This window comes from Sorangium sp. So ce362 (assembly GCF_051519845.1).
Taxonomy (GTDB): domain Bacteria; phylum Myxococcota_A; class Polyangia; order Polyangiales; family Polyangiaceae; genus Sorangium.
Map to the genome: position 1 here is coordinate 6,016,446 of NZ_CP150332.1, position 22,926 is coordinate 6,039,371.

A 22,926-nucleotide genomic window follows, 5' to 3' on the forward strand; every position below is an offset into this window, starting at 1 on the left:
CGTAAGGAGAGGATGATGGCGAGCATGGATGATCGTGGGATGATTTCCAGGAGTGAGGAGGACCAGGAGGAGAAAGGGGCCTCGCCGAGCGAGCCCCCGCCTTCGTCAGCGACGCAGAGGGCAATTGAGCGGCAGCAGCGTGGGTTCGCCGCCATGGATGAGGAGCGTCAGCGCAAGATCGCCAGCAAGGGCGGGAAGGCAGCCCACGAGAAAGGCACGGCCCACGAGTTCACCCGCGACGAGGCCCGCGCCGCCGGCAAGAAGGGCGGCGAGGTCGTCAGCCAGAACCGCAAGCACATGGCCGAGATCGGGCGTCGGGGCGGCGAGCGCGTGAGCCAGGACCGGGCCCATATGGCCGAGATCGGACGCAAGGGGGGCGAGGCCGTGAGCGGCGATCGCCAGCACATGGCCGAGATCGGTCGCCGGGGCGGCGAGTCGCGGGGAGACCAGCCGCGGGAGAATCAGCCGCGCTGACCAGGGGAGGCGAGAGCCCGGTGCCGAGGCGCCGGGCCAGCCCTGCATGCTTGCGCCGTCCACGACCCGGGGCTCCCGGTCGTGGCCGCAAGCTGCGTCTTCAAACGTATCCAGGGATGGCGAGGGCCGCGGTCGCCGCGGCCCTCACCCACGCCGCAGGGGTGTCCTTCGCGTGAAGGACAGCAGACCGGGCGTCAGCTCGGCGCGATCGCGCCCAGCGAGACGTCGCTCGGCGTCTCCTTCGGGCCGGGGATCCACTCCTCGTCAGGCTCTTCCTGCGGGAGCACGACCGGGGCGCCGTCGTAGCGCAGGCGCTTTCCGGGCCAGACGAAGGTGCGGAGCAGGTAGGCGGGGAGCGAGGGCTGGTCGAGGTTCGGGTGGATGAACGGCGCCACGCGCCTCGCGTGCTCGGCCGGCAAGAGGCTCCAGTGGAGGCCGGGCTCCATGTGATGGATGGAGTGGAAGCCGTTGTTGTACGTCCACCAGTTGACCAGCCGGCCGACGAAGTTGCGCGAGTGGTCGTGCTCGCTGTCCTCGTCGCAGCCGTCGTGCTGGAGGTAGTTCATGGTGACGATCCCCCACGCGGCGTACTGGTGCGGGATCAGCACGTAGAGGAGGAACTTCTTCCAGTCGAGCGCGAGGAGGGCGCCCATCGTGCCGAGGAACACCGCCGACTCGAGGAGCATCTGCCGGAACCACGGCGGGTTGCGCCGGTACATCGCCTTGAAGTAGCGCATGTCGGCGGGCAGGATGTCCCGGACCACGCGGCTCATGAAGAGGAGCCCGTTCAGCAGGTTCCACCGATAGCGCACCTTCGTCGTCCGCATCACGTCGCGCCGGGACTGCGTGTACTTGTGGTGGCTGAGGTTATGCCCGGGGACGTAGGCGCTGACCGGGTGCCCGTAGGTGAGCGTGAGCGCGACCTGGAACGCGCGGTTCATCCAGCGCCGCCGGAAGACGGGGCAATGGACCGAGTTGTGGGTCGCGACGGCGCCGAGGAACGAGAACGCGCAGGTCATCGCGAAGAGCGGAATCGCGAGCCCGAGCGCGCGCGGCGCGTAGACCCATTGCACCGCCACGAGGGCGAAATACGTCGCGACGAAGAGGAGCGTCTTGATATCGGCGCGGTACCGGAGCATGGCTGTTCTTCAGGGTGCGATGGGCCGCGCGCCGGACCGACCGGCAGCGCGCCGCGGCGCTGGCCGCTCCGAACGGGCGCGGAGGCCCGTCATCCATCGTCTGGGCACCCTTCGTACCCCATTTCGTCGGTGCTGGAAGCCCCAAGTTGCATCCCGACGGGCGCTTCGCGTCGTCGCGCACGACACCGGTGTTTCACGACGATGTCCCGCGCTCGGTGCGATCACCTCTACGCACCTCGCGCCGGCGATCCCGGGTGTGGAGGTCGCTCCGCGGTGCTCTGCGGAGCGTGAAGCGGAGCGCTCCGCCGCGCGTCTGGCGGGCGAGGCTCGCGCTTGACGACCTTGTCGCGAACCGCCAACGTGGCCGCGTGAGCTCATCCCCTCTCGGTTTCGATCCGAACGGTCCTGCGGTTGGCAACGGGATCTACGGGCTGCCACACACGGCCGAGGACGCTCGAGTGGTCCTCATCCCGGTGCCCTGGGAGCCGACGGTGTCCTACCGCCGCGGCGCCGCCAAGGGGCCTTCGGCGATCCTGCGGGCCAGCCGGCAGGTCGACCTCTTCGACCTGCACACGGGCAGGCCGTACGAGCAGGGCATCTCGATGCTCGACGTCGACCCCGACATCGTGCGCTGGAACGCCGAGGCGTGCGCGGCGGCCGAGCCGGTGATCACGGCCCAGGGGGCGGTCGCCGGCGACCGGGACCTCGAGGCGCGCCTCGCGGCGGTCAACGCGCTGTCGCGCCGGCTGAACGAGCGCGTCACCGAGCTCGCCATGCGGTGGATGGAGCGGGGCAAGCTCGTCGGCGTCGTCGGCGGCGACCACTCCGCGCCCTACGGCACGATCGCGGCGCACGCCGAGCGTTACCCCGGAATGGGGATCCTCCACGTCGACGCGCACGCCGACCTGCGCGACGCGTACGAGGGATTCACCGACTCCCACGCTTCGATCATGCACAACGTCGCGACCCGCCACCCGAAGATCTCGCGGATCGTCCAGGTCGGGCTGCGCGACATGAGCGAGGACGAGCTCAGGTTCATCCGCGCGTCGAACGGACGCGTGGTCGCCCACGTCGACGCCGCGATCGCCGATCGGCTCTTCGAGGGGGAGCCGTTCCACCTGATCGCCGACGCGATCGTGGAGGATCTCCCGGACGACGTCTACGTGACCTTCGACATCGACGGGCTCGATCCGACGCTGTGCCCGAGCACAGGCACGCCCGTGCCCGGAGGCCTGTCGTTCCAGCAGGCCGTCGCGCTGATCGGGCGCATCCACAAGAGCGGGCGGCGCATCGTGGGCTTCGACCTGAACGAGGTCGCGCCCAAGGACGACCACGACGACTGGGACGGCAACGTCGGCGCGCGCCTGCTCTACAAGCTGATCGGCTTCACGCTGCTATCCCAAGACAACCGCTAGGCGCGGCGCTCAGGCGAGGGCGCGGCGGTAGGTCTCGATGGAGAGGTGGACGTCGAGCGTGCCGGCCATCTCGCGGCAGGAGTGCATGCTCAGCATCGGCGCGCCGACGTCGGCCGTGGCGATCCCGAGCGCGGCCGCGGTGATCGGGCCGATCGTGCTGCCGCACGGGAGGTCGCTGCGCACGACGAAGCGCTGCGGCGCGTAGCCCGCGTCGTGGCAGAGCGCCTCGAGCGCGGCGGCCGTCGCGCCGTCGGTGGCGTAGGACTGGTTCGCGTTCGACTTGATGACGAGCCCGCGGTTGATCTGCGGGGCGTGGCGCGGCTCGTGCTGGTCGGCGTAGTTCGGGTGCACCGCGTGGGCCATGTCCGCCGAGAGGAGCAGCGAGCCCGCCATCGCCCGGGCGAACGCCTGCGGCTCGCGCGCCGGGTAGGCGTCGACGATCCGCGCGAGCACGTCGCGCAGCACGCTGCCCGCCGCCCCCACCGCGCTCCGGCTGCCGCACTCCTCGTGGTCGTAGAGCGCGACGACCCGCGTCGCCGCGCCGGGAGCGCCCGCGCCGATCAGCGCGGTGGTCGCGGCGTGACAGCTCGCGAGGTTGTCCAGCCGGGATGCAAAAATGAACTCGTCGGCGAGCCCGCCGAGCGACGCCTTGAGCGTGTCGTACAGGCAGAGATCGAAGCCGAGGACGGCGTCGCGCGGCGCGTCGACCGCGCGCGCGAGCTGGGCGTGCAGATCGGCCTCCCGGCCGAGGCCGATCACGGGGACGAGGTGCTTCTGCGCGTTGAGCACGAGCCCCTCCGAGTTGACCCCGCGGCTCAGGTGGATCGCGAGGTTCGGGATGCGCGCGACGGGGCGGCCGAGGTCGACGAGGTGGCGCTCGATCCGGCCGTCCCTGCGGAGGTGGACGCGGCCGGCCACGCTGAGGTCGCGATCGAGCCAGGTCGAGTACAGCACGCCGCCGTAGACCTCGACCCCGAGCTGCTGGTAGCCGCTCCGCGAGAGCTCGGCGCTCGGCTTCACCCGGAGGTTCGGCGAGTCGGTGTGCGCGCCGAGGACGCGGAAGCCGCCCAGCGCCGGGTGCTCGACCCCGGCGACGAACGCGACGATCGTCGACCCGCCCCGGATGACGAAGCGGCGATCGCCCGGCGCGATCGCCCACGCGTCGCGCTCCCCGAGCTCCGAGAAGCCCGCCGCCGCGAGCCGCGAGGCGACCTCCCGGACGGCGTGGTACGGCGTCGGCGCGCGATCGATGAAGGCGCAGAGGTCGCGCGCGGCGGCGACGCCGCGCTCGCGCAGCGCCGACATCTCGTCCGCGCTCTTCGCGAAGCGCTCGCCAAGGTCGGTCGATGGCTTGGGATCGCCTGGGCGATCGAGGATCTCGGGGGCCGTCATGGGGGCGCCGAGTCTAGCAGAGCCGACGCGCGCCTCGCCCGGCGCGCGCTCGCCCGGATCGCGCCCGCGCCCCCTCGCGCGCCTCGCGCGCCTCTCCGAGATGGCGGCACACGCGCCCGGTGCGTCGTGGTATCGCCCACCGCTGCGCCGCGCGCCGGCCCCTCCGGCGCCGCGCACGCAACGGAGACGCGCCCCGATGTACCGCCTCGTCCGACCGCTCCTCTTCGCGCTGCCGCCCCGCCTGGCGCACGAGCTCGGCATGCTCGCGCTCGCCCCGCTCGAGCACGCGGCGCCGCTCCGCGCCCTCGTGCGCGCCCGCCTCGCGCCCCGCGACGGGCGCATCGCGGTGCGCGCCCTGGGGCTCGACTTCCCCTCCCCGCTCGGCCTGGCGGGCGGCTTCGACAAGGACGCCCGCCGGGCCCGCGCGCTCGCCGCCCTGGGCTTCGGCTTCGTCGAGCTCGGGACCGTCACGGCGCAGCCCCAGGCCGAGAACCCGCCGCCGAACCTCTTCCGGCTGCCGGCCGACAGGGCGCTCATCAACCGGCTCGGGTTCCCGAACCAGGGCGCCGCGCGCGTCACCGAGCGGCTCCAGGGCCGCGGCGGCGCGCCGGCCGTCGGCGTGCCGGTGGGCATCTCGATCGGCAAGTCCCGCGTCGCGCCGCTCGATCCGATCGAGCCCGCGATCGAGGACTACCTCGCGAGCTTCCGGGAGGTGCGGCGCGCGGCCGACTTCGTCGTGATCAACGTGTCGTCGCCGAACACAAAGGACCTCCGGGCCATGCAGGGGCCGGCGATCGCGCGGGCGCTCCTCTCGGCGATCGCGCGGGAGAACCGCGGCGCCGGGACGCCGCTGCCGCTGCTCATCAAGGTCGCCCCGGACCTCGGCGACGAGGAGCTCGAGGCGCTGCTCGCCGTCGTGGAGGAGGTCGGCCTCGCCGGCGTCATCGCGACGAACACGACCGTGCGGCGCGACGGGCTCGCGACGGGCGCGGCGGCCGTCGAGGCCATGGGCGCGGGCGGGCTGAGCGGCCCGCCGCTCCGGCAGCGCTCGCTCGCGATGGTGCGGCGGATCCGCGCGCGCCTCGGGAGCGGCGTCACGGTGATCGGCGCCGGCGGCATCGAGTCGGCGGAGCACGCGATGGACCAGCTCAAGGCGGGCGCCGACCTCGTGCAGCTCTACACCGGCTTCATCTACGGCGGCCCCCTCCTCCCCGCCGCGATCGCGCGCGGGCTGTCGGACCTCGTGGCGCGCTCCGGCGCGCGGTCGATCCAGGAGCTCACCGGCCGGTCGGGCGGCGCGGCCCACGCTGCGATGATCGACCATGGAGCTTGAAGCGCACGTCCACGGCGCCATCCGCGAGATCCCGGAGAGCGAGTGGGACGCGCTCGACGGCGCGGGCGAGGCGCCGTTCCTCTCCTGGGCGTGGTTCGACGCGCTGGAGCGGACGGGGTGCGTGGGCGAGGAGGCGGGCTGGCTGCCCCACCACATCACGCTCCGGGCCGAGGGCGTCCTGCTCGCCGCCGCGCCCGCGTACCTCAAGGACAACAGCGAGGGGGAGTTCGTCTTCGATCAAGGCTGGGCGTCGGCGTCCCACCAGCTCGGCGCGCCGTACTACCCGAAGCTCGTCGTGGCGGTGCCGTTCACGCCCGCCACGTCGCCGCGCCTGCTCGTGCGCCGCCCGGAGGACCGGCCGGCGCTCCTCCAGGTGTTCGCCGAGACGCTCCGCCAGCTCGTCGCGCGGAGCCGCATCTCGGGCGCCCACGTCCTGTTCCCGACCGAGGACGAGGCCGTCGCCCTCTCCGGCGCGGCGATGGCGCACCGCTCGGGCATCCAGTTCCAGTTCGAGAACGAGGGGTATGGGACGCTCGACGACTTCCTCGCGCGCTTCAACGCGAAGAGGCGGCACCAGATCCGGCGCGAGATGCGCGAGGTCTCGAGGCAGGGCCTGTCGATCGAGACGCTGCGCGGCGCGGAGATCACGCCCGAGATCGTGGACGTGATGTTCGACTACTACGCCTCCACGGTGGAGAAGTTCGCCTGGGGCCGGCAGTACCTGAACCGTGCCTTCTTCGAGGAGATCGCGGCCCGGCTCCGCTCCTCCGGGGAGCGCGCCGGGGGCCGGGGAGGCGTCGAGATCGTCCTCGCGCGGGACGGCCGACGCCCCATCGCGGGCGCGCTCAACCTCGCCGGGCCGACGACGCTCTACGGCCGTTACTGGGGCGCTTCGGAGGAGCGCCCCTTCCTGCATTTCAACGTCTGCTATTATCATCCGGTCGAGGACTGCATCGCCCGGGGACTGCGCCGCTTCGAGCCGGGCGCCGGCGGGTCGCACAAACTCGTACGCGGGTTCGCTCCGAGCATCACCCACAGCGCCCACCACCTCGCGCATCCGCGCCTCGACGCTGCGGTGCGCGACTTCCTTGTCCGCGAGCGCGCCGCCGTCCGCGCGAAGACGGCGGACAGGAACGTGGCATTCCGTTGAGCGCTCCTGACGACGCGCGGTGTTGACGTGACGCGCTCGCGGGAGAGATGCTGTCGGGCATGCGCGCCTTTCTTGCCCTCCTCACCTCCTCCATCGTCGTCGGGTTCGCCGTGAGCGGCGGCTGCTCGAGCAATCCGGCGACCGACGCGACCTCGACGACAACGGTGGCGACGGTCGCCGGCGCCGGCGGCTCGCTCGGCTTCGGCTGCTTCGGCGGCAGCCCGGACGGGCGGTGCACGATCCTCGCCCAGGTCCCCGAGAGCTGCGGCTGCCCCGATTGCGCGGACACGGCGAGCTGCCTCGGCTTCTGCAACGACGACGGCGCCTGCGATCTGCGGCCCGACGCCCCCGACGGCGAGGATTGCACCTGCCAGGACTGCGCCAACAGCGTCGCCGAATGCAGCCCGTCGCGCGGGTGCAACGACGCCGAGGGGTGCAACCTCAACGAGGATTGCACCTGCCCCGATTGCACGGACACGCCCCGGTGCACCGACCATTGCACGGACAACGGCTCGTGCGCGCCGTACTTCGAGGGCTGCTCCTGCACCGATTGCCGCTCCGCGGAGCGCTGCGGCGGCAACCCGGCCACGACCACCGCGGCCACGACGGGCGGCGGCGGCGAGGGCGGCACCGGCGGCAGCGGCGTGGGCGGCGACCCGGCCGGCACCGGCGGCAGCGGCGTGGGCGGCGACCCGGCCGGCACCGGCGGCAGCGGCGGCGCCGCCGGCGCGGGCGGCGCCTAGAAGGCCAAGAAAGACGAACCACAGAGGCGCAGAGGGCACAGAGGAGAGAATCAAAGAATTCTTAACTCTGTGTCCTCTGTGCCTCTGTGGTTAAAATTCTCTCTCAGCGTTTCACGAGATCAATCCTTGACGCCTGAAGGCGAGAGGCCGCAGCGCGGGAGGCGTGCGCCGCCTCACTGCTTCGCGGTCAGCCCGTGCTTCCGCAGGAACATCCGCACGTGGTGGCGCTCCATGCCGGCGCGTCGCGCCATCTCGCTGACGTTGCCGCTCGTCGCGCGGATCAGCTCGCTGAAGTAGCGCTGCTCGAACGCCGCGACGGCGCTCCGCTTCGCCTCGCCGAAGGCCGACGTCGGCGCGACGACGTCGCTGCCGCCCTCGAGCGGGAGGATCGCCGCGATCGCCTCGGCCCCGGGCGGCAGGCTCGCGGCCACGCTCGTGACGTTCATGAGCTCGCGGACGTTGCCCGGGAAATCGTGCTGGCCGAGCGTCGTCGTGATGAGATTGACCATCTCCACGGCGCGCTCCGAGCACCCGAGGCGCGCGCAGACGCTCTCGACGAGCAGCGGAATGTCCTCGCGCCGCTCGCGGAGCGGCGGCAGCTCGACGCGCATCTGGGCGATCCGGAAGAAGAGATCGCTCCGGAAGCGCCCGGTGTTCATGCTGCGGCCGAGATCGCTGCGGGTCGCCGCGATGATCCGCACGTCGACGGGCTCGTAGACCCGCGACCCGACGCGCTTCAGCTTCCGCTCGGACAGCACGCGGAGCAGCTTCGGCTGGAGCTCGGGCGGCAGCTCGCCCAGCTCGTCGAGGAAGATCGTCCCGCCGTTCGCCTCGTGGAACGCGCCGCCCTTGCGCTCTGTCGCCCCCGGGAAGGCGTCCCGCTCGTGCCCGAACAGGAAGCTCTCGGCCAGCGCGCCGGGCAGCGAGGCGCAGTCCACGACGATGAACGGGCCGGCGCGCCGGCCCGAGCCGTCGTGGATCGCCTGCGCCGCGAGCTCCTTGCCCGTGCCGGTCTCGCCGGTGATGAGCAGCGACAGCTCCGTCGCGGCCACCTCGCGCAGCAGACGGAACAGGTGGCGCATCCGCGGCGAGGCGCCGATCAGCGGGCCGAAGCTCTCGTCGAAGCCGACGTCGACGCGCTCCTTGTCGAGCGGCTCGAAGCCCAGCACCGAGCTGCCGACCTGGATCACGCACGCGGCCGTCAAGATCGCGTCGCGGATGCGCACCGTCGACACGAACGTCCCATTCTTGCTGCCGAGATCGCGGACGAGCACGCCGGGCCCCTCGGCGCGCAGCTCGCAATGTGTCGAGCTGACCTCCGGATCGTCGACGACCACACCGCAGCTCGGATCGCGCCCCACCACGACCGGCGCGATGCCGATCTTGACAGGATCCCGGCCGGCCACGCGCAGCGTGCCGCCGCGAACGAACCACTGAACCGCGCGAGCGCGGGTCGCATCCCTGGTGGAGTTCATATCCAACGGTTATTCGATTTCTCCGGGCTTGACCACATTCACGTACGCCCCCGCCACCGCATGACTGCGCCCACCTGGGCGCACCGGGTACGCGCCTTCCGGAGGAGCCACAGCGTCGCGTCGCAAAACTTCACAATCACGAGAGGTATCGGGGAAAATTCAGATCCTGCGATGTGCCTGGCGCATAGCGGGAGAGGCCCTCGAGAGGTTAGACTAGGAGGCTACGCAGGAGATGACGCGGGCGCTTCTCCAGCTCGCTTCATCGGGCGTCGTTGAACGACAGCCCACATTGGGTTGTTCGACGGTGCGTCGATCAACGCGGTTCGGGGCTCCGCACTCCCGGTCCCTTCAACGCGGGGGCGCGCGCAGGCGCTCCCGGCGAGGATGCTTATGCCGAGAACAGGATGGTTACTCCGGAAGCGCGCCGCGACGGCCCTGGGGCTCCTCGGGCTCTCCGCGGGCGCGACCGCGCTCGCGTCCGCGTCGAGCGGTTGCAGCAGCGAGGCCGACGGCCCGTGCATCTCCGACGAGCAGTTCTTCGCCGAGAAGGTGTGGGTCCCCATCCTCTCGACGAAGTGCATCGGCTGCCATAACCCGCAGGGGCAGGCCGCGGAATCGAAGCTGATCCTCGCCGGGAGCAGCGAGGCGGGCTTCCTCGACAAGAACCTCGCGACGTTCAAATCGCTCGCGGGGCTCGAGCTGAGCGGCGAGTCGTACGTGCTCCTCAAGCCGACGAAGACGATCGAGCACGGCGGCGGCCACGTCATCGGCGCGGACAGCCCCGAGTACGAGGCGCTCCGGGAGATGGTCGACCGCACGAAGAGCCCGTCGTCCTGCGAGACGGACGTCAACGCGTCCTTCGGCGGCGTGGTGATGAGCGGGCCGCAGGAGACGCTCCGCGCGGCGAGCCTCGAGCTCGCCGGCCGCCTGCCCACCGAGGCCGAGGAGCAGGCCGTCGCGCAGAGCGGCATGGACGCGCTCGATCCGATCCTCGACCAGCTGCTCACGGAGGAGGGGTTCTACGTGCGGCTGAAGGAGATCTACAACGATCTCTTCCTCACCGATCGCTACCTGAACGGCGAGGCGGCCGTCGATCTGCTGAGGAGCGACGCGTACGACCCGAAGTGGTACAACAGCCTCCCGCAGGATCCCGCGCTTGTCGCGAAATACGGCGCGCGCGACCTGGAGGACGTCATCAACAAGATGAAGTCCTGGACGAACCGGGGCGTCGGGCGGGAGCCGCTCGAGCTCATCGCCTACGTCGTGCGGAACGACAGGTCCTTCAAGGAGGTCCTCACCGCCGACTACACGGTCGTGAACCCGTTCTCCGCCAGGGCGTACGGCGTGACGGCCGAGTTCGACAACGACGCCGATCCGGAGGAGTTCGTCCCGGCGAAGCGCGATCCGATCCCGCTCGCGGGCGTGCTCACCTCGCCGGTCTTCCTCTCCAGGCACCCGACGACGAGCACCAACAGGAACCGCCACCGGGCGAGGATGGTCTATCAGTACTTCCTCGGCACCGACATCCTGAAGACGGCCGAGCAGCCGCTCGATCAGACGAAGATCACCGACTTCAACCCGACGATGAACAACGCGGCGTGCACCGTCTGCCACGCCGCCCTCGACCCGCTGTCGGGCGGGTTCCACACCTTCGATTCGTCGGGGCGGTACCGGGCGGACGACACCTGGTACGAGGACATGCGGCCGCCGGGCTTCGGCGCCGAGTCGGTGCCGTTCAGCGAGTTCCCGAGCGCGCTCTCGTGGGTGGCGAAGCGCATCGCCGACGACCCCCGCTTCGCGCTGGCGGCGGTCTACACGATGTACACCGGCCTCACCGGGCAAAAGCCGCTCGTCGCGCCGATGAACGACGATCCGGAGTTCAGCGCCAAGTTCCGGGCGTACCTCGCCCAGTACCACGCCTTCAACGGGATGGCGCGCGACTTCGCCGACGGCGATTACAACCTGAAGACGGTCGTCAAGGCCATCATCAAGAGTCCTTATTTCCGCGCGCGCAACGTCGCGCAGGCGTCGTCGCAGGGCAACGCGCCCTCGCAGCTCGGCGGCACGCGGTTCCTCGGGCCCGAGCAGCTGCACCGGAAGATCTGGGCGGTGACGGGGTATCCGTGGCGCCCGAGGGCGTTCGAGGACGACGGCAGCCGCTACGACTTCCTGCTCCGGCGCGACGCCTACCGCTTGCTGTACGGCGGCATCGACTCGGAGGAGGTGATCCAGCGGATCACCGAGCCGAACGGGATCATGGCCAACGTCGCCGACCGGATGGCGAACGAGATGTCGTGCATCTCGGTGCCGCGCGATTTCAAGCTCCCGCAGGAGGAGCGGCTCCTCTTCCCCTTCGTCGAGGCGACGTTCGAGCCGCGGGACACGAACGATTTCGACGTGCTGCCGGCCGTCGAGGCGATCAAGCAGAACATCCAGTACCTGCACAAGCGGGTGCTCGGCGAGTCGCTCGAGCTCGGCGACCCGGAGCTCGAGCGGACCTACAAGGTCTTCCTCGAGACGTGGGAAGAGGGCAAGGCGGGCATGATGAAGCCGGAGGGCGAGGAGGGCCGCCTCTCGACGAGGCTGCCGGGCGCCTGCCACGTGAACAACGACTACTGGACCCGCGACGGGCTGCCCGAGGAGGAGAGGCTCCAGCGGGACGACAAGTACACGATCCGCGCGTGGATGAGCGTGATGACGTATCTCCTGTCGGATTTCAGGTTTCTTTACCAGTAGGAGCAGCCATGGAACGTCGAGATTTCCTCAAACTGGCATCTATGGCGGGCCTTGGCGTCGTCGCAGCGGGCTCCCTGTCCAGGGACGCCGCGGCGGCCGGCCCCTACACGGGCCCCCTCTGGGTCCACCTCCACGCGAGCGGCGGCTGGGACCCGACGAGCCTCTGCGATCCGAAGGGCGCGATGAGCGTCGAGGAGCAGGGGCGGCGGGAGGCGATGAACCGCAGCTACCTGAACGCGGACATCGGGACGGCCGGCAACCTCAAGTTCGCGCCGGTCGGCGGCAACGCCGAGTTCTTCGAGAAGCACTACAGCCGGCTGCTCGTCCTCAACGGCATCGACACCGCGACGAACAGCCATGACGCGGGCGTGCGCAACACGTGGTCCGGGACGCTCCGCGAGGGCAAACCCGGCTTCGCGGCGCTCGTGGCCGGCGTCCACGGCGGCGAGCTGCCGATGGGGTTCATCAGCAACGGCGGCTACGACACGACGGCGAACCTCGTGGCCGTCACCCGCGTGCCCGACACCGGGCTCCTGCAGCGGCTCGCCTACCCGAACGTGATCGATCCGTCGAACGAGAAACGCGAGAACTACCACACCGACGCCACGATGAAGCGGATCCTCGAGGCGCGGCAGGCGCGGCACGGGGTGAAGCTCGAGCAGCAGCGCCTGCCCCACGTGAAGCAGGCGATGAGCACGCTCTTCACGTCGCGCGTCGGGCAGAACGAGCTCAAGCAGCTCATCCAGTTCCTGCCCGAGGAGTTCGAGCGGGAGTCGCTGCGGCGGCAGGCGCAGGTGGCGCTCGCGGCCTACCGCGCCGGCATCTGCGTCAGCGCGAACCTGACGATCGGCGGGTTCGACACCCACGGGAACCACGACGACAACCACATCCCGCGGCTCGGCCAGATCTGCGACGGCGTCGACTTCCTCCTGACCGCCGCGGAGGAGCAGGGCATCGCCGACCGGATCGTCATCGTGGTGGGCTCGGACTTCGGGCGGACGCCGGGCTACAACGAGGGCAACGGCAAGGACCACTGGAACATCACGAGCATGATGCTCGTCGGCGCAGGCATCCCGGGAAACCGGGTGATCGGCGCGACCGACGATCGGCACAACCCGCTGGAGGTCGATCCGGTGACGCTCGAGCCCAGAGAGGGCGGCGTCCGGATCACGCCGGGGCACGTCCACAAGGCGCTGCGCAAGCTCGCGAGCATCGCGGACGACCCGCTCGTGCAGCGATTCCCGCTCTCCGAGGAAGAGGACCTGCCGCTCTTCGGATGACGCGCGCGCCGCCGGCGGCGCGGCGCCTCCCCTCGCCCGCCGCTCACTCCACCGAGAACGCGATCTCCTCGCCGGCGGACGCGCCGTCCGCCTCGACGCGGAGCCGGTGCGCGCCGGCGACGAGCGGCCAGTCGAGCGCGAACGGGGGACCGACCTCGATCGGGCGGCCGTCGAGCACGAAGCGCGCGCGGCGCACGCCCGGCGGGACGTCGGCGCGGAGCCGGATGGCCTGCAGCGAGTTGACCGAGGGGTCGAGGACGAACCGGGCGCCGTCGGGCGGGTACGCGACGCGGATACGCGCGCCGGCCGGAGGGACGTCGCCCCCGGGGAGCGGGCCGCAGAGGGGCGACGCCTCCTCGGGCGCGACGGGGCGGCCGGCGGCGCGCGCCCATGCGGTGAGCGCCGCGTCGTGGCGCTCGAAGACGCGCTCCTCGACCGCCGCGTCCGGGCAGGCGCCGGCGCGCAGGCCGTTGCGGCGATCGATGCGCACGACCTCGTGCATGTCGCACGGCGCGAGCGCCGCGGCGTCGCCGCGCGGGAGGAGCTCCCGGCGGCGGTGCGGGCACGCGGCGGCGGGCCGCATGCCGGAGAGGCCGCAGACCTCGACCTCGGCGAGCAGCTCGGGATCGGGCGGATCGAAGGGGCGCGGCGGCCGGACGCGCGCGGCGGCGAGCATGGCGTCGCGGAAGAGCGGGCCCGCGCCGGTGATGCCGCTGACGCCGCCCATGGAGGAGCCGTCGAAGTTGCCGACCCAGACGGCGACCGTGACGTCGGGCGTGAAGCCGACCGCGAGGTTGTCGCGGAACCCCTTGGAGGTGCCCGTCTTCGCGGCCACAGGGAACGGCAGGTCGAGCGCGCTGCCCTCGCCGAACGAGCCGATGCGCGCCTTGTCGTCGGCGAGGATGTCGACGATCACCCGGGCGCGCGCGGCGTCGAGGACGCGCGCGCCGCGCCCGGCAGGCGCCGCCGGCGGCTCGACGGGAGCCGCGCCGGCGCCGCCCGCGGGCGACGAGAGAGAGAGCTCGCGCACCGCGCGCACCGGCAAGTAGAGGCCGCCGCGCGCGAGCGTGGCGTAGGCGTTCGCGAGATCGAGGAGCCGGACCTCGCCGTCGCCGAGCGCGATCGCGACGCCGTAGCGCGACGGCTCGCGATCGAGCGAGCCCAGGCCGAGCTCGCGGAGCCGCGCGAGGACGCGCTCGGGGCCGAGCGCGGCCGCCGTCCAGACCGCCGGGACGTTGTACGAGCTGGCGAGCGCGTCCCGGAGGCGGACAGGGCCGTGGAAGCGCCCATCGTAGTTCCGCGGCACGTAGCTGCCGCCCTCCGCGGTCGGGAACGAGAGCTCGACGTCGGGCAGGACGGTCGCGGCCGTGAACCCGAGCTGCTCCATGGCGAGCCCGTAGACGAACGGCTTCAGGGCGGAGCCGGGCTGGCGCAGCGCGAGCACGCCGTCGTTGTGGCCGAGCCCGGCGGCGTCCTCGATGTCGTGCGAGCCGACGTACGCGAGGATCTCGCCGGTCGCGTTCTCGAGCACCACCACCGCCGCGGCGCCGACGTCGCGGTCCGAGAGGCCTCGGACGGTCTGCTGCGCGAGGACCTCGATCTCGCGCTGGAGGCCGCGGTCGATCGTCAGGGTGATCGAGCTCGCCCGGCCGCGCAGCGGCGCCGCGCCGCCCCCGGGGGGGACGGCGGCCGGGCCCAGCGCGCCGCCGAGCACGGCGCGGACGAGGTGCGGCGCGCCGAGGCCGCTGCCCCTCGGGGCGAGCGCGATGGGCTCGGCGCGGGCGCGCGCGACCTCGGCCTCGCCGGCGAGGCCGGCCGCGAGCATGCGATCGAGGACACGGTTCCGGCGGCGCTCGAGCGGCCCCGCGCCGCGGCGCGGATCGTACAGCGAGGGGCCGCGCGGCATGCTGGCGAGCGCGGCGGCCTCCGCGAGCGACAGGTCCGCGGTGGGCTTGTCGAAGTAGAAGCGGCTGGCCGCCTCGACGCCGCGCAGGCCCGGGCCGAAGGTGACCCGGTTCAGGTACTGCTCCAGGATCTCGCGCTTCGAGAGCGACGCCTCGACGCGGAGCGCGAGCGCCATCTCGCCGAGCTTGCCGCGCACGGTGCGGGGGCGCGGGACGAGCGCGCGCGCGAGCTGCTGCGTGATCGTGGACGCGCCCGAGACGACGCGCCGCTCCGCCGCGAGCTGGCCGAGCGCCCGCGCGATCGCGATCGGGTCGACGCCGGGGTGGCGCGCGAACCGCCGGTCCTCCGCGGCCAGGAGCGCGCGCTGGATGCGATCGCCGGCCTCGGCGAGCGGCAGCCAGCGCGCGCGCGCGCCGTCGCCGGCGCGGAGCTCGCGGAGCACGGTGCCGTGGCGATCGCGCAGCACCGTGGAGACGGCGCGCTCCTCGAGGGCTCCGAGCTCCGGCGGGAGCGGCGTGAGGGCCGCGGCGACGGCGAGCAGCAGCCACGGGGCGACGGCGAGCGCGAGCGCGAGCCACGCGGCGCGGCGCAGGACGAGCGGCAGGCGCGGGTGGACGCGCGCGAGCCAGCGCCCTGCGCGGCCGGGACCGGGCGGGGAGAGCGCGCGCACGGCTCAGCGCGGACGCGGCGCCGCGTCCGGCATCCGGCTCCCGACCTTGACCGCGAGGGCGCCCGTCCGGCCGAAGACCTCGGGGCTGTACATCTCCTCCGCGCGCGCGGGCGGGACCACGAACGAGCCGAGCGTCGTGGCGCGCGCGAGGTAGCGGTACCGGTACATCCCGGCCGCCATGTGATCGACGAAGAACAGGACCCGATCGTCGCGCACCTCGCGGACGAAGCGGCTCGGGTTGTACGCGCGGCCGGTCGCGCGCAGGTCGTCCTGATCGTCGTCGTCGTCGTCGTCTGCCCTGCCCTCCGCCGCGTCGACGTCGAGCGAGCGCGCGGACGTGGCGAGGCGCGCGTCGATCGCCTCGAGGCCGGCCGGCAGCGGATCGTCGATGACAACGAAGTCGCGCGGCGAGGGCGTCACGACGAGGATCTCGCCGAGCACGAGGTCGCTGCCGGCGAAGGCGAGCGACGAGGGCGCCGCGCCGGGTCGACGCGGCGCGCCGTCCGGCGCCCCGCCGCCGAGCGCGGCGGCGAGGTCCTCGGGCGCGAGCGCGCGCAGCGACTTCTCGATATAGAAGCCGCGATCGATCCCCGCCGTCGGGAGCTCCTTGCGCGCATAGCGGAGCCGCGCCTCGTAGAAGAGCCGGCCGCGCCCGTCGACGGTGAACGCGAGCGGCGCGCCCGCGGCGCTCGCGAGCCGCGCCGCGGGGATCGACGTCTTGACCTGCTCGGTCGTCGGGCCATGGAACGGGGCGGAGAACAGCTCCGCCTGCCCGAGGAACACCCGCGCGTCGAAGTCGGGCGCCGTCTTCTCCTGCGCCGCGCGGTACTTGTCGAGCGCGAGCAGCGCCCACGCCGTCTCCTGCGTGCTGCGCCACGTGCCCCCGCGGCGATCCGCGAGCAGGCCCGCCGCGAGCCGCGGCCCGAGCGGGTGCGCGGGCCGCGCCGCGAGCAGCGCGCGCAGCACGAGCGCCGAGGTGCGGGCCTCGGAGTCCATGAGGACCGCGTACGCGTCGCCGTGGTTGTGGACGGCCCGCGCGATCGGGCCGTCGAGGCGCAGCGCCCCCTCGAGCTCGCGCACCAGCTCATCGACGGCCGCCCTGTCGCTCTTGCCGATCACCATCGCGTGCGCGAGCAGCGCCTTCGAGAAGAGCGGCAGCTTGGCGCGCTCGTCGAACAGCTGGCTCGCGCGCCCCGGATCGGGGGCGCCGCTCGCCGCGAGGACGTCGAGGATGAACGGCGCCGTCGCCCGCAGCAGCGGATCGTCGCCGGCCTCGTTGAGCCGCCCGCGCAGGAACGACGTCGCGCGCTCCAGCGCGTCGGCCGGCACCGCGACCCTGTAGCGCTTCGCCTCGGTGAGGCCCCACAGCGCGTACGCGGTGGTCCACAGGTCCGCCCGGTCCGACTCGGCGAAGAAGCCGAAGCCCCCGTCCCCGCGCTGGTGCGAGAGGATCTCCCGGACCGTCTTGCCGATCACCGCCGTGAGGTCCTTCGGCAGCGCGATCCCGTAGGCCTTCGAGAGATCGCGCAGCGACAGGAGCGGCACCATCCGGCTCGTCAGCTGCTCGGTGCACCCGTACGGGTACTCGATCAGCTGCTCCACGCCGCCGCCGAGCCCCACGAGCGCGGTCGGCGCGAGGCTCACCGTGAGCCCGCCGGTGTCGTCGCGGATCGCCGACAGGTCCCCGAGCTTCTCCGCGCTCGCGGTGGTCGTGTCGCCGTAGAGCGCGACGGCCTCCGGCGACATGGGCGCCCTGACCTCGCGGGTCACCTCGACAACGTCCGACGCGCCGCCCCCGGTCGCGCGGAAGCGCAGCGTCGCCGGGCCGGCCCGCGGCGCCGAGAGCGCGAAGCGGACCTCGGCCGACCCGCCCGGGGCGAGCTCCACCGCGCGCTTCGCGCTGCCCTGGAGCGTGAGCCCGGACGCGGCGACCTCCACCTCGACCGTCGTCGGCTTCGCGAGCCCCTTCGACGTGACGACCACGCCGGCGTCGATCGCGTCGCCGGCGCGGAGGAAGCGGGGCAGCGCCGGCCGGGCCATGAGCGGCTGGCTCGCCGTCACGCGGGACTCGCCGTAGCCGAAGCGGTCGTCCTCGGCGGTCACGACCGCCATGACCCGGTAGGTCGTGAGCGAGTCCGGCAGCTTGAAGCTCGCGTGCACCTGCCCGGAGGCGTCGGTGACGAGCGCGGGGTGGTAGTAGGCGCTCTGGCGGAAATCGCGGCGCACGCCCGTGCTGCCCTGGGCGCCGCCGCCGCCCGCGCGCCCCTTGTCGGCGCCGAGATCGGCGAACGGGTTGCGCACGCGGGCGAGCGCCTCGCGCGTCTCGACCGTCGCCACCCTCAGGCTGCGCGGCGCGCCGAACACGGGGATCGGATCCGGCGTCGCGTAGCCGGTCAGCGAGAGCACGCCCTCGTCCACGGCGTAGAGCGTCACCTCCGCGCGCGCGGGCTGGCCTTCGCGATCGCGGACGTCGACGTCGACGCGGAGCGGATCGCCGGGGCGCGCGTCCGCCTTGTCCGGGCGGACGCGCACCGCGAGCCGCTGCGCCTCCGGGTTCACGCGGAGCGGCGCGTAGCCGAGGCGGAACGCCGGCGCGCCGACGTCGGGCCCGGGCACCCCCCCCTTCCCGAGCGCGGGCGGCGGCTTCGTCCGCCCGCGCAGGATCAGCACCGAGACGAACGCGTTCGGCCGGAGGTCCTCCGTGATCGGGACGTCGATCACCGGCATGGCGCCCGACAGCTTCACCTTCCGGTGCGACGAGATCCCGGCGCGCTCGACCGTGACCAGCGCGTCGGCGGACGCGAACGGCGACTTCACGATCACGCGCGCCGTCTGCCCGATCTCGTAGCTGTCGCTGTCGGGCACGAGCTCGACCTTGAGCTCGTCGCTGTCGCCGAAGCCGCCGCCGCCCCCCTCGCCGAGCGCGTAGACCCCGGCGGCGGCGCCGACCGGGTTGCCGCGGCGGTCCTTGGCCGTCGCGTGCAGGAGGTAGTAGCCGCCGGAGGGCACCGCCAGCTCGCAGCTGCGCGGCGTCGCCGCCGTCGTCACGCCGCACCGCGCGACGACCTTGTCGACCGGCACGCTGATGCTGCGGTACGCGCTGCCGCTCTCCGCGCGGGCGAGCGTCCACGTCCGATGCACGAGCTCGACCCGGACGGCGACCTGCGCGACGCGCGCCCCCTTCGGATCGACGGCGAGGATCTCCGGCCGGAGCATGTCGCCCGCCTTCGCGAAGCGATCGGGCTCCTTGAGGGCGACGTAGAACTCGGCCGGGTGCACGAGCGCCGTCGAGCTCCCGGCGATCGCCTGGCGCGACACGTCCGTGATCTCCGCCTCGCACGTGACGAGCTCGGTGCCGCGCTGCCCGGGCATGGCGAGCGTCGCGCCGATCGCCGCCTGCCCGGCCGCGTCGAGCTTCTCGCGCCCGCTCTGCACCTCGAACTCGCGCGGGGCCCGGTCCAGCAGGGCGTCGGTGAGCTCGTCCTCGCGGACCGTGAAGCCCTCGATCCCCGGCGGCGAGAACGCCGACGGCGCCCGCGTCACCGAGAGCCGCGCCTCCGCGTTCGTCATCGGCGCCCCGAACAGGTAGTCGCCGCGCGCGATCCAGCGCGCCTTGTCGCCGCGGACGTAGCTCGGCCTGTCGCTCTCGACGCCCACCTTGAACTCGGCGGGGCGGTACTCGGCGACCTCGACGCTGCCCGTCACGTCCGGCCACCCCGCCTCGCCCCCCTGGACCGTCGCGGCGAGGCCGTACGTGCCGAGCCGCGCGGTCTCCGGGATCTTCACGTCGGCCGAGAACGTGCCGAAGGCGCTGAGCGACGGCGACAGGGAGACGAGCGCCTCGCCGTCGGGCCCCTCCACCTTGAACGCGACGCTCTTGCCCGCCGGCGTCCTCGTCCCGCGCGCCGCCTCCTCGCGGAAGATCCCCTTCACGCGCACCGTGTCGCCCGGCCGGTAGATGCCGCGATCGGAGAACACCATGCCGAACGGGCGCGGCTCGCTGAAGTCGGACGGCGCGCCGAAGCGCCACCCGCTGAGCGCGTCGGCCACGCGGCGGTACGTCCAGTCCTCGCCCGAGCGCGCGAAGATCACGCCGCGCTCCGGGCCGGACGCGGCGCCTGGCCTGTACGCCGTCGCGGGGACGGTCGCGAACCCCTCGGCGTCGGTGAGCACCGCCGCGGGCGCGCGCGTGCCTGGGGTCCGGATCCACACGCTGGCGCCGGGCACCGGCGCGCCCGTCGACAGGCGCGTCACCCACACGACCGAGCCGTTCGGCGACACCTTCGCGCTGATCCCGAGGTCGGTCACCTGCGCGATCACCGCCTCCGAGGCGGTGCGCGCGTGCCGCGTCCCTGGCCGGGCGGTGTAGCTGATCCCGATCGCGAGCGGCCCGCGCTTGCCCTCGCCGCCGAGCACCTCGCTGGCCCGCACGAGGTGCGTCGCCGGCGCGTTTGTCGCGGCGGCCGGGCGCAGGACCGACTGCTTGCCGGCGGGCAGCGCCGCGATCTCGCTCATCTTCGGGCTCCGCCCCGGGCTGTGCGGGTCGGCCTCCAGCGCGAGCACCGCCTCCTCGGTCATCGCGCCGAGCGCGAGCGAGAGCTCGCGCACGTTCACGGACACGACGGGGATCTCGCGCCGCTGCGCCGGCTCGAAGATGCTCCCGGTGAGGCCGATCTGCGCCTCGGGCCAGCGATCGCCGAACGCGACCTGCTCGGTGACGGCGCCGGCGAGCGCCTGTCCGTGCTGGTCGCGCAGGCCGGCGGCGACGCGCACCTGGTAGGTGCGACCCGGCACGAAGCGCCCGCCGAGGTAGAGGCGGCTCGTGAGCATGTTGTCCTCGAGCCACGTCGGCCACGTCAGCTTGACGGCGGGCTCCACCGAGATCGCCCGCTTCGCGTCCGCGAAGCGGACGGGGTTCGAGAAGGAGAGCGCGAAGCCCCCGTCGGGCGCGCAGGCCCCCTGCGGCGTGTCGCGATCGCACTCATGGCGCAGCACCCGGAGCGGCCCGTAGGTGCGGTACGAGAACCGCTGCTCCTCGCCGGCCGGCAGCGGCCCTTCGCTGCCGCGGAGGCTCCCGGCCACGACGACCTCGACCTCGCTGTTGCGCGGCAGCGGCGCGCGCGGGACGATCTCGGCGAGCATCTCGTTCTTCGGGTCGGGGCGCCGGACGTCGAACGCCACCTTGGCCGCGAGGCCGGCCGCCCGGATGGACACGCTCCGCGCGACCTCGGCGGTCTCGACCGGCTGGTTGAACCTGAGCTCGAACCGCGCGTCCGGCCTGAGGTCGTCCCTCCCCGACCACGGCTCGACGCGCGCGACGCTCGGCAGCTCGGTGCGGAAGGTGAGCACGTAGGGCTCGGCGAGCGCGCTGCCGTCGAGCGCGCGCGTGCCCGCCGGGACCTCGACGGTGAACGCCGTGCCGCGCGGCAGGCGCCCCTCGGGGGCGAACGTGAGGCCGCTCGTGCCGACCCAGCGCCAGCTCCCCGGCGCGGGCGGCTTGAGGATGGCGGGAGCGGCGGCCTCGCCGCCGGCGAGGTCGAGCGGCCGCATGGGCCGGTTGAAGACGAGGCTGATCTCGGCCGGGCTCGTCGTCTGCCCGCGGGGCGCGCCGAACACCACCGCGAACGGCCCCTCCGCGGCCCTGGCGCCCGGATCGAGCGCTCCGGGGGCGAGCGTGCCGCGCGGCGGAACGTTGGGGGCGCGCGCGCCCTGAACGCACGCGAGGCTGAGGGCGATGGCCGCCAGGGCGGCAGGCGCGAACCGGAGGCGCGGAGCGGCGAGCATGGTCCCGCGACTCAGCAATGGGGATGCCGCGGGCGCAAGGGGCCTGTCCGCGGCGGAAGCCGGGCGCGCGATGTGGCAGGCGGGACACACCGGGGGAGCTCCGGGACGCGGCGGACGATGGGGTGGGGTCGTCCGAACATGAAGGCGCGGAGGCGGGCAGAAAATCAACAATGATTTTCATACTTTACCGCCTCATCGCCTTCATGTGACACCTCTCCGGGCAAATGCCCCACCCCCATGGAATGGGGCTCACGGCCAGGTGGCCAGCACCGGGGCAATCCACCGTTCCGGATCGCGAAACCCGGGGTGCTGCTCGATGTGCACGAATCGCCGAGATCGCCGGGGAAGGGGCGCCGCCGCGCTGCCGAGGCCCCACTCCATCGGCGCGCTGTTGAGGAGCTGCCCCTGGACGTTGCTCGTCGCGTTCAGCGAGCACGCACGGCTGCCGGCGACGCCGATCCGCCATGTCGGCTCGCGGGCGAGGAGGTTCTTCCTGAGCTCCAGGATCTTGTCCTCCCCCGCGGGGGGCGTGTCCACGCCGTGAGAGAGGTGCACATCCACCGGCGCGCACGTGTCCTCGGCCATGCCGTGCCACTGAATGGCCCACCACGGCTTCTCCCCGTAGTGGGCCATGACCTCCACATGCGTTGTGTGGAACATCGTCGCCGCGTTGCGGGTGGCGTCCGAGCTCGCCGAGGAGCCGTGGAATCCGCCCTCGCCCGGCCTCGCGTCGCGGTGCGCGCCGGCCAGGAGGAAGGTGCGGGATCTCGTCTTCTTGAAGACGGTGACAGCCTGCGTCTCGGTCCCTGCGTCCGCGATCGGGTGCGACACCTGGTGGCTGAGCTCCCGCTCGGCGCTCGCGTCGACGATGAAGGCCCCAAAGCCCCGATCGACCACCCCGTCCCCGTTCCAGTCGGCGGTCTCCATGAGCACGCAGTAGCTGCGGCCGTTGTCCGCGTCGCGGAAGCGCCGGATCTGCACGAAGAGCGACAGGCTGTAAGGGAGCGCGAAGCCGCAATCGCCGCGCATCATGGCGGAAGCGACGCTCCGCCAGGCGCTCATCTCCGCGAAGCTCGGAGCGACGAACGTCCCTGATCCCCGGCTGGGCATCTGGTCGCGAAGGCACGCCACGAGCGCCTCGAGGGTCGCGCTCGATGGACAGGTCCGCTCGACGGCGCCCGTGGCGCCCGTCGGGCGCGTCGCCAGGAGGACGCCGGCGCTCAGGACGAGAAGGAACGATCGGTCGCACCGCATGCCAAAGACACCTCCGGCTCCGGGCTCACCGGGCCGACGTGCGCCGCGTGCAAGGCCGGGACCGGGCGAGAGAGGGGCGCGCTGTGCGGATCGTTCGCGGTCGCCGCGGCCACCACATCGCAGCATCCCTCGGACCGCAGTGTCACGCCCCGCAAGGTCCCCGAAAAATGGCGGAA

General features: G+C 72.8%; 13 protein-coding genes. 7 read left to right on the forward strand and 6 right to left on the reverse strand.

What is annotated here, in order from left to right:
- The first annotated feature begins 12 nt into the window (after nucleotides 1-12).
- Nucleotides 13-474 (forward strand): KGG domain-containing protein, encoded by a 462-nt coding sequence (locus tag WMF17_RS22940; RefSeq protein ID WP_437643246.1) that lies wholly within the window; start codon nucleotides 13-15, stop codon nucleotides 472-474.
- Between the two features lie 194 nt (nucleotides 475-668).
- Here the strand turns inward: WMF17_RS22940 and WMF17_RS22945 are convergent, their stop codons facing one another.
- A complete protein-coding gene (locus tag WMF17_RS22945; RefSeq protein ID WP_437595209.1) occupies nucleotides 669-1,613 on the reverse strand; it encodes a fatty acid desaturase family protein in 945 nt (314 codons plus the stop codon).
- Nucleotides 1,614-1,981: 368 nt separating this feature from the next.
- Between WMF17_RS22945 and WMF17_RS22950 the strand changes: the two genes are divergently transcribed.
- Nucleotides 1,982-3,028, forward strand: a complete 1,047-nt coding sequence (locus WMF17_RS22950; protein WP_437595210.1) for an agmatinase family protein — start codon at nucleotides 1,982-1,984, stop codon at nucleotides 3,026-3,028.
- A gap of 9 nt (nucleotides 3,029-3,037) precedes the next feature.
- Here WMF17_RS22950 and WMF17_RS22955 read toward each other — a convergent pair whose 3' ends face one another.
- Complete coding sequence (locus tag WMF17_RS22955; RefSeq protein ID WP_437604295.1) at nucleotides 3,038-4,333, reverse strand: M18 family aminopeptidase; 1,296 nt, start codon at nucleotides 4,331-4,333, stop codon at nucleotides 3,038-3,040.
- A 283-nt stretch (nucleotides 4,334-4,616) separates the two neighbouring features.
- Between WMF17_RS22955 and WMF17_RS22960 the strand changes: the two genes are divergently transcribed.
- From WMF17_RS22960 to WMF17_RS22970, 3 genes are read left to right on the forward strand one after another with little or no spacing between them, the layout of a single operon-like run.
- Nucleotides 4,617-5,753, forward strand: a complete 1,137-nt coding sequence (locus WMF17_RS22960; RefSeq protein WP_437643248.1) for a quinone-dependent dihydroorotate dehydrogenase — start codon at nucleotides 4,617-4,619, stop codon at nucleotides 5,751-5,753.
- Nucleotides 5,743-6,903, forward strand: a complete 1,161-nt coding sequence (locus tag WMF17_RS22965) for a GNAT family N-acetyltransferase (RefSeq protein WP_437595212.1) — start codon at nucleotides 5,743-5,745, stop codon at nucleotides 6,901-6,903. Before WMF17_RS22960 ends, WMF17_RS22965 begins: the two co-directional genes overlap by 11 nt.
- 59 nt (nucleotides 6,904-6,962) lie before the next feature.
- Nucleotides 6,963-7,646 carry a hypothetical protein gene (locus WMF17_RS22970; RefSeq protein ID WP_437643250.1) on the forward strand — a complete coding sequence of 228 codons (684 nt, stop codon included), beginning with the start codon at nucleotides 6,963-6,965 and terminating at the stop codon, nucleotides 7,644-7,646.
- Nucleotides 7,647-7,819: 173 nt separating this feature from the next.
- Here the strand turns inward: WMF17_RS22970 and WMF17_RS22975 are convergent, their stop codons facing one another.
- The gene (locus WMF17_RS22975) at nucleotides 7,820-9,121 is read right to left on the reverse strand and encodes a sigma 54-interacting transcriptional regulator (protein ID WP_437643252.1); all 1,302 of its coding nucleotides are present in this window, start codon (nucleotides 9,119-9,121) and stop codon (nucleotides 7,820-7,822) included.
- Nucleotides 9,122-9,511: 390 nt separating this feature from the next.
- On the opposite strand from WMF17_RS22975, the gene WMF17_RS22980 reads away from it, so the two are divergent.
- Together WMF17_RS22980 and WMF17_RS22985 are read left to right on the forward strand one after the other, a co-directional pair.
- Nucleotides 9,512-11,857, forward strand: coding sequence for a DUF1588 domain-containing protein (locus WMF17_RS22980; protein ID WP_437643254.1), 2,346 nt, complete (start codon nucleotides 9,512-9,514; stop codon nucleotides 11,855-11,857).
- Between the two features lie 8 nt (nucleotides 11,858-11,865).
- On the forward strand, nucleotides 11,866-13,137 hold the full coding sequence (locus tag WMF17_RS22985) for a DUF1501 domain-containing protein (protein ID WP_437643256.1): 1,272 nt from the start codon (nucleotides 11,866-11,868) through the stop codon (nucleotides 13,135-13,137).
- 43 nt (nucleotides 13,138-13,180) lie between these two features.
- On the opposite strand, the gene pbpC is transcribed toward WMF17_RS22985, so the two are convergent.
- The 3 genes from pbpC to WMF17_RS23000 form a co-directional block, all read right to left on the reverse strand.
- Nucleotides 13,181-15,712, reverse strand: a complete 2,532-nt coding sequence (gene pbpC, locus WMF17_RS22990; protein WP_437643258.1) for a penicillin-binding protein 1C — start codon at nucleotides 15,710-15,712, stop codon at nucleotides 13,181-13,183.
- Nucleotides 15,713-15,715: 3 nt separating this feature from the next.
- Nucleotides 15,716-21,496, reverse strand: a complete 5,781-nt coding sequence (locus WMF17_RS22995; RefSeq protein WP_437643260.1) for an Ig-like domain-containing protein — start codon at nucleotides 21,494-21,496, stop codon at nucleotides 15,716-15,718.
- 249 nt (nucleotides 21,497-21,745) lie between these two features.
- Nucleotides 21,746-22,750, reverse strand: a complete 1,005-nt coding sequence (locus WMF17_RS23000) for a hypothetical protein (RefSeq protein WP_437643262.1) — start codon at nucleotides 22,748-22,750, stop codon at nucleotides 21,746-21,748.
- Nucleotides 22,751-22,926: the final 176 nt, after the last annotated feature.

Excerpts from the sequence above, each read along its gene's own strand:
- WMF17_RS22940 (WP_437643246.1), top strand. The coding sequence starts at position 13 with ATGATGGCGAGCATGGATGATCGTGGGATGATTTCCAGGAGTGAGGAG.
- WMF17_RS22945 (WP_437595209.1), bottom strand. The coding sequence starts at position 1,613 with ATGCTCCGGTACCGCGCCGATATCAAGACGCTCCTCTTCGTCGCGACG.
- WMF17_RS22955 (WP_437604295.1), bottom strand. The coding sequence starts at position 4,333 with ATGTCGGCGCTGCGCGAGCGCGGCGTCGCCGCCGCGCGCGACCTCTGC.
- WMF17_RS22960 (WP_437643248.1), top strand. The coding sequence starts at position 4,617 with ATGTACCGCCTCGTCCGACCGCTCCTCTTCGCGCTGCCGCCCCGCCTG.
- WMF17_RS22965 (WP_437595212.1), top strand. The coding sequence starts at position 5,743 with ATGGAGCTTGAAGCGCACGTCCACGGCGCCATCCGCGAGATCCCGGAG.
- WMF17_RS22970 (WP_437643250.1), top strand. The coding sequence starts at position 6,963 with ATGCGCGCCTTTCTTGCCCTCCTCACCTCCTCCATCGTCGTCGGGTTC.
- WMF17_RS22975 (WP_437643252.1), bottom strand. The coding sequence starts at position 9,121 with ATGAACTCCACCAGGGATGCGACCCGCGCTCGCGCGGTTCAGTGGTTC.
- WMF17_RS22980 (WP_437643254.1), top strand. The coding sequence starts at position 9,512 with ATGCCGAGAACAGGATGGTTACTCCGGAAGCGCGCCGCGACGGCCCTG.
- WMF17_RS22985 (WP_437643256.1), top strand. The coding sequence starts at position 11,866 with ATGGAACGTCGAGATTTCCTCAAACTGGCATCTATGGCGGGCCTTGGC.
- WMF17_RS22995 (WP_437643260.1), bottom strand. The coding sequence starts at position 21,496 with ATGCTCGCCGCTCCGCGCCTCCGGTTCGCGCCTGCCGCCCTGGCGGCC.
- WMF17_RS23000 (WP_437643262.1), bottom strand. The coding sequence starts at position 22,750 with ATGCGGTGCGACCGATCGTTCCTTCTCGTCCTGAGCGCCGGCGTCCTC.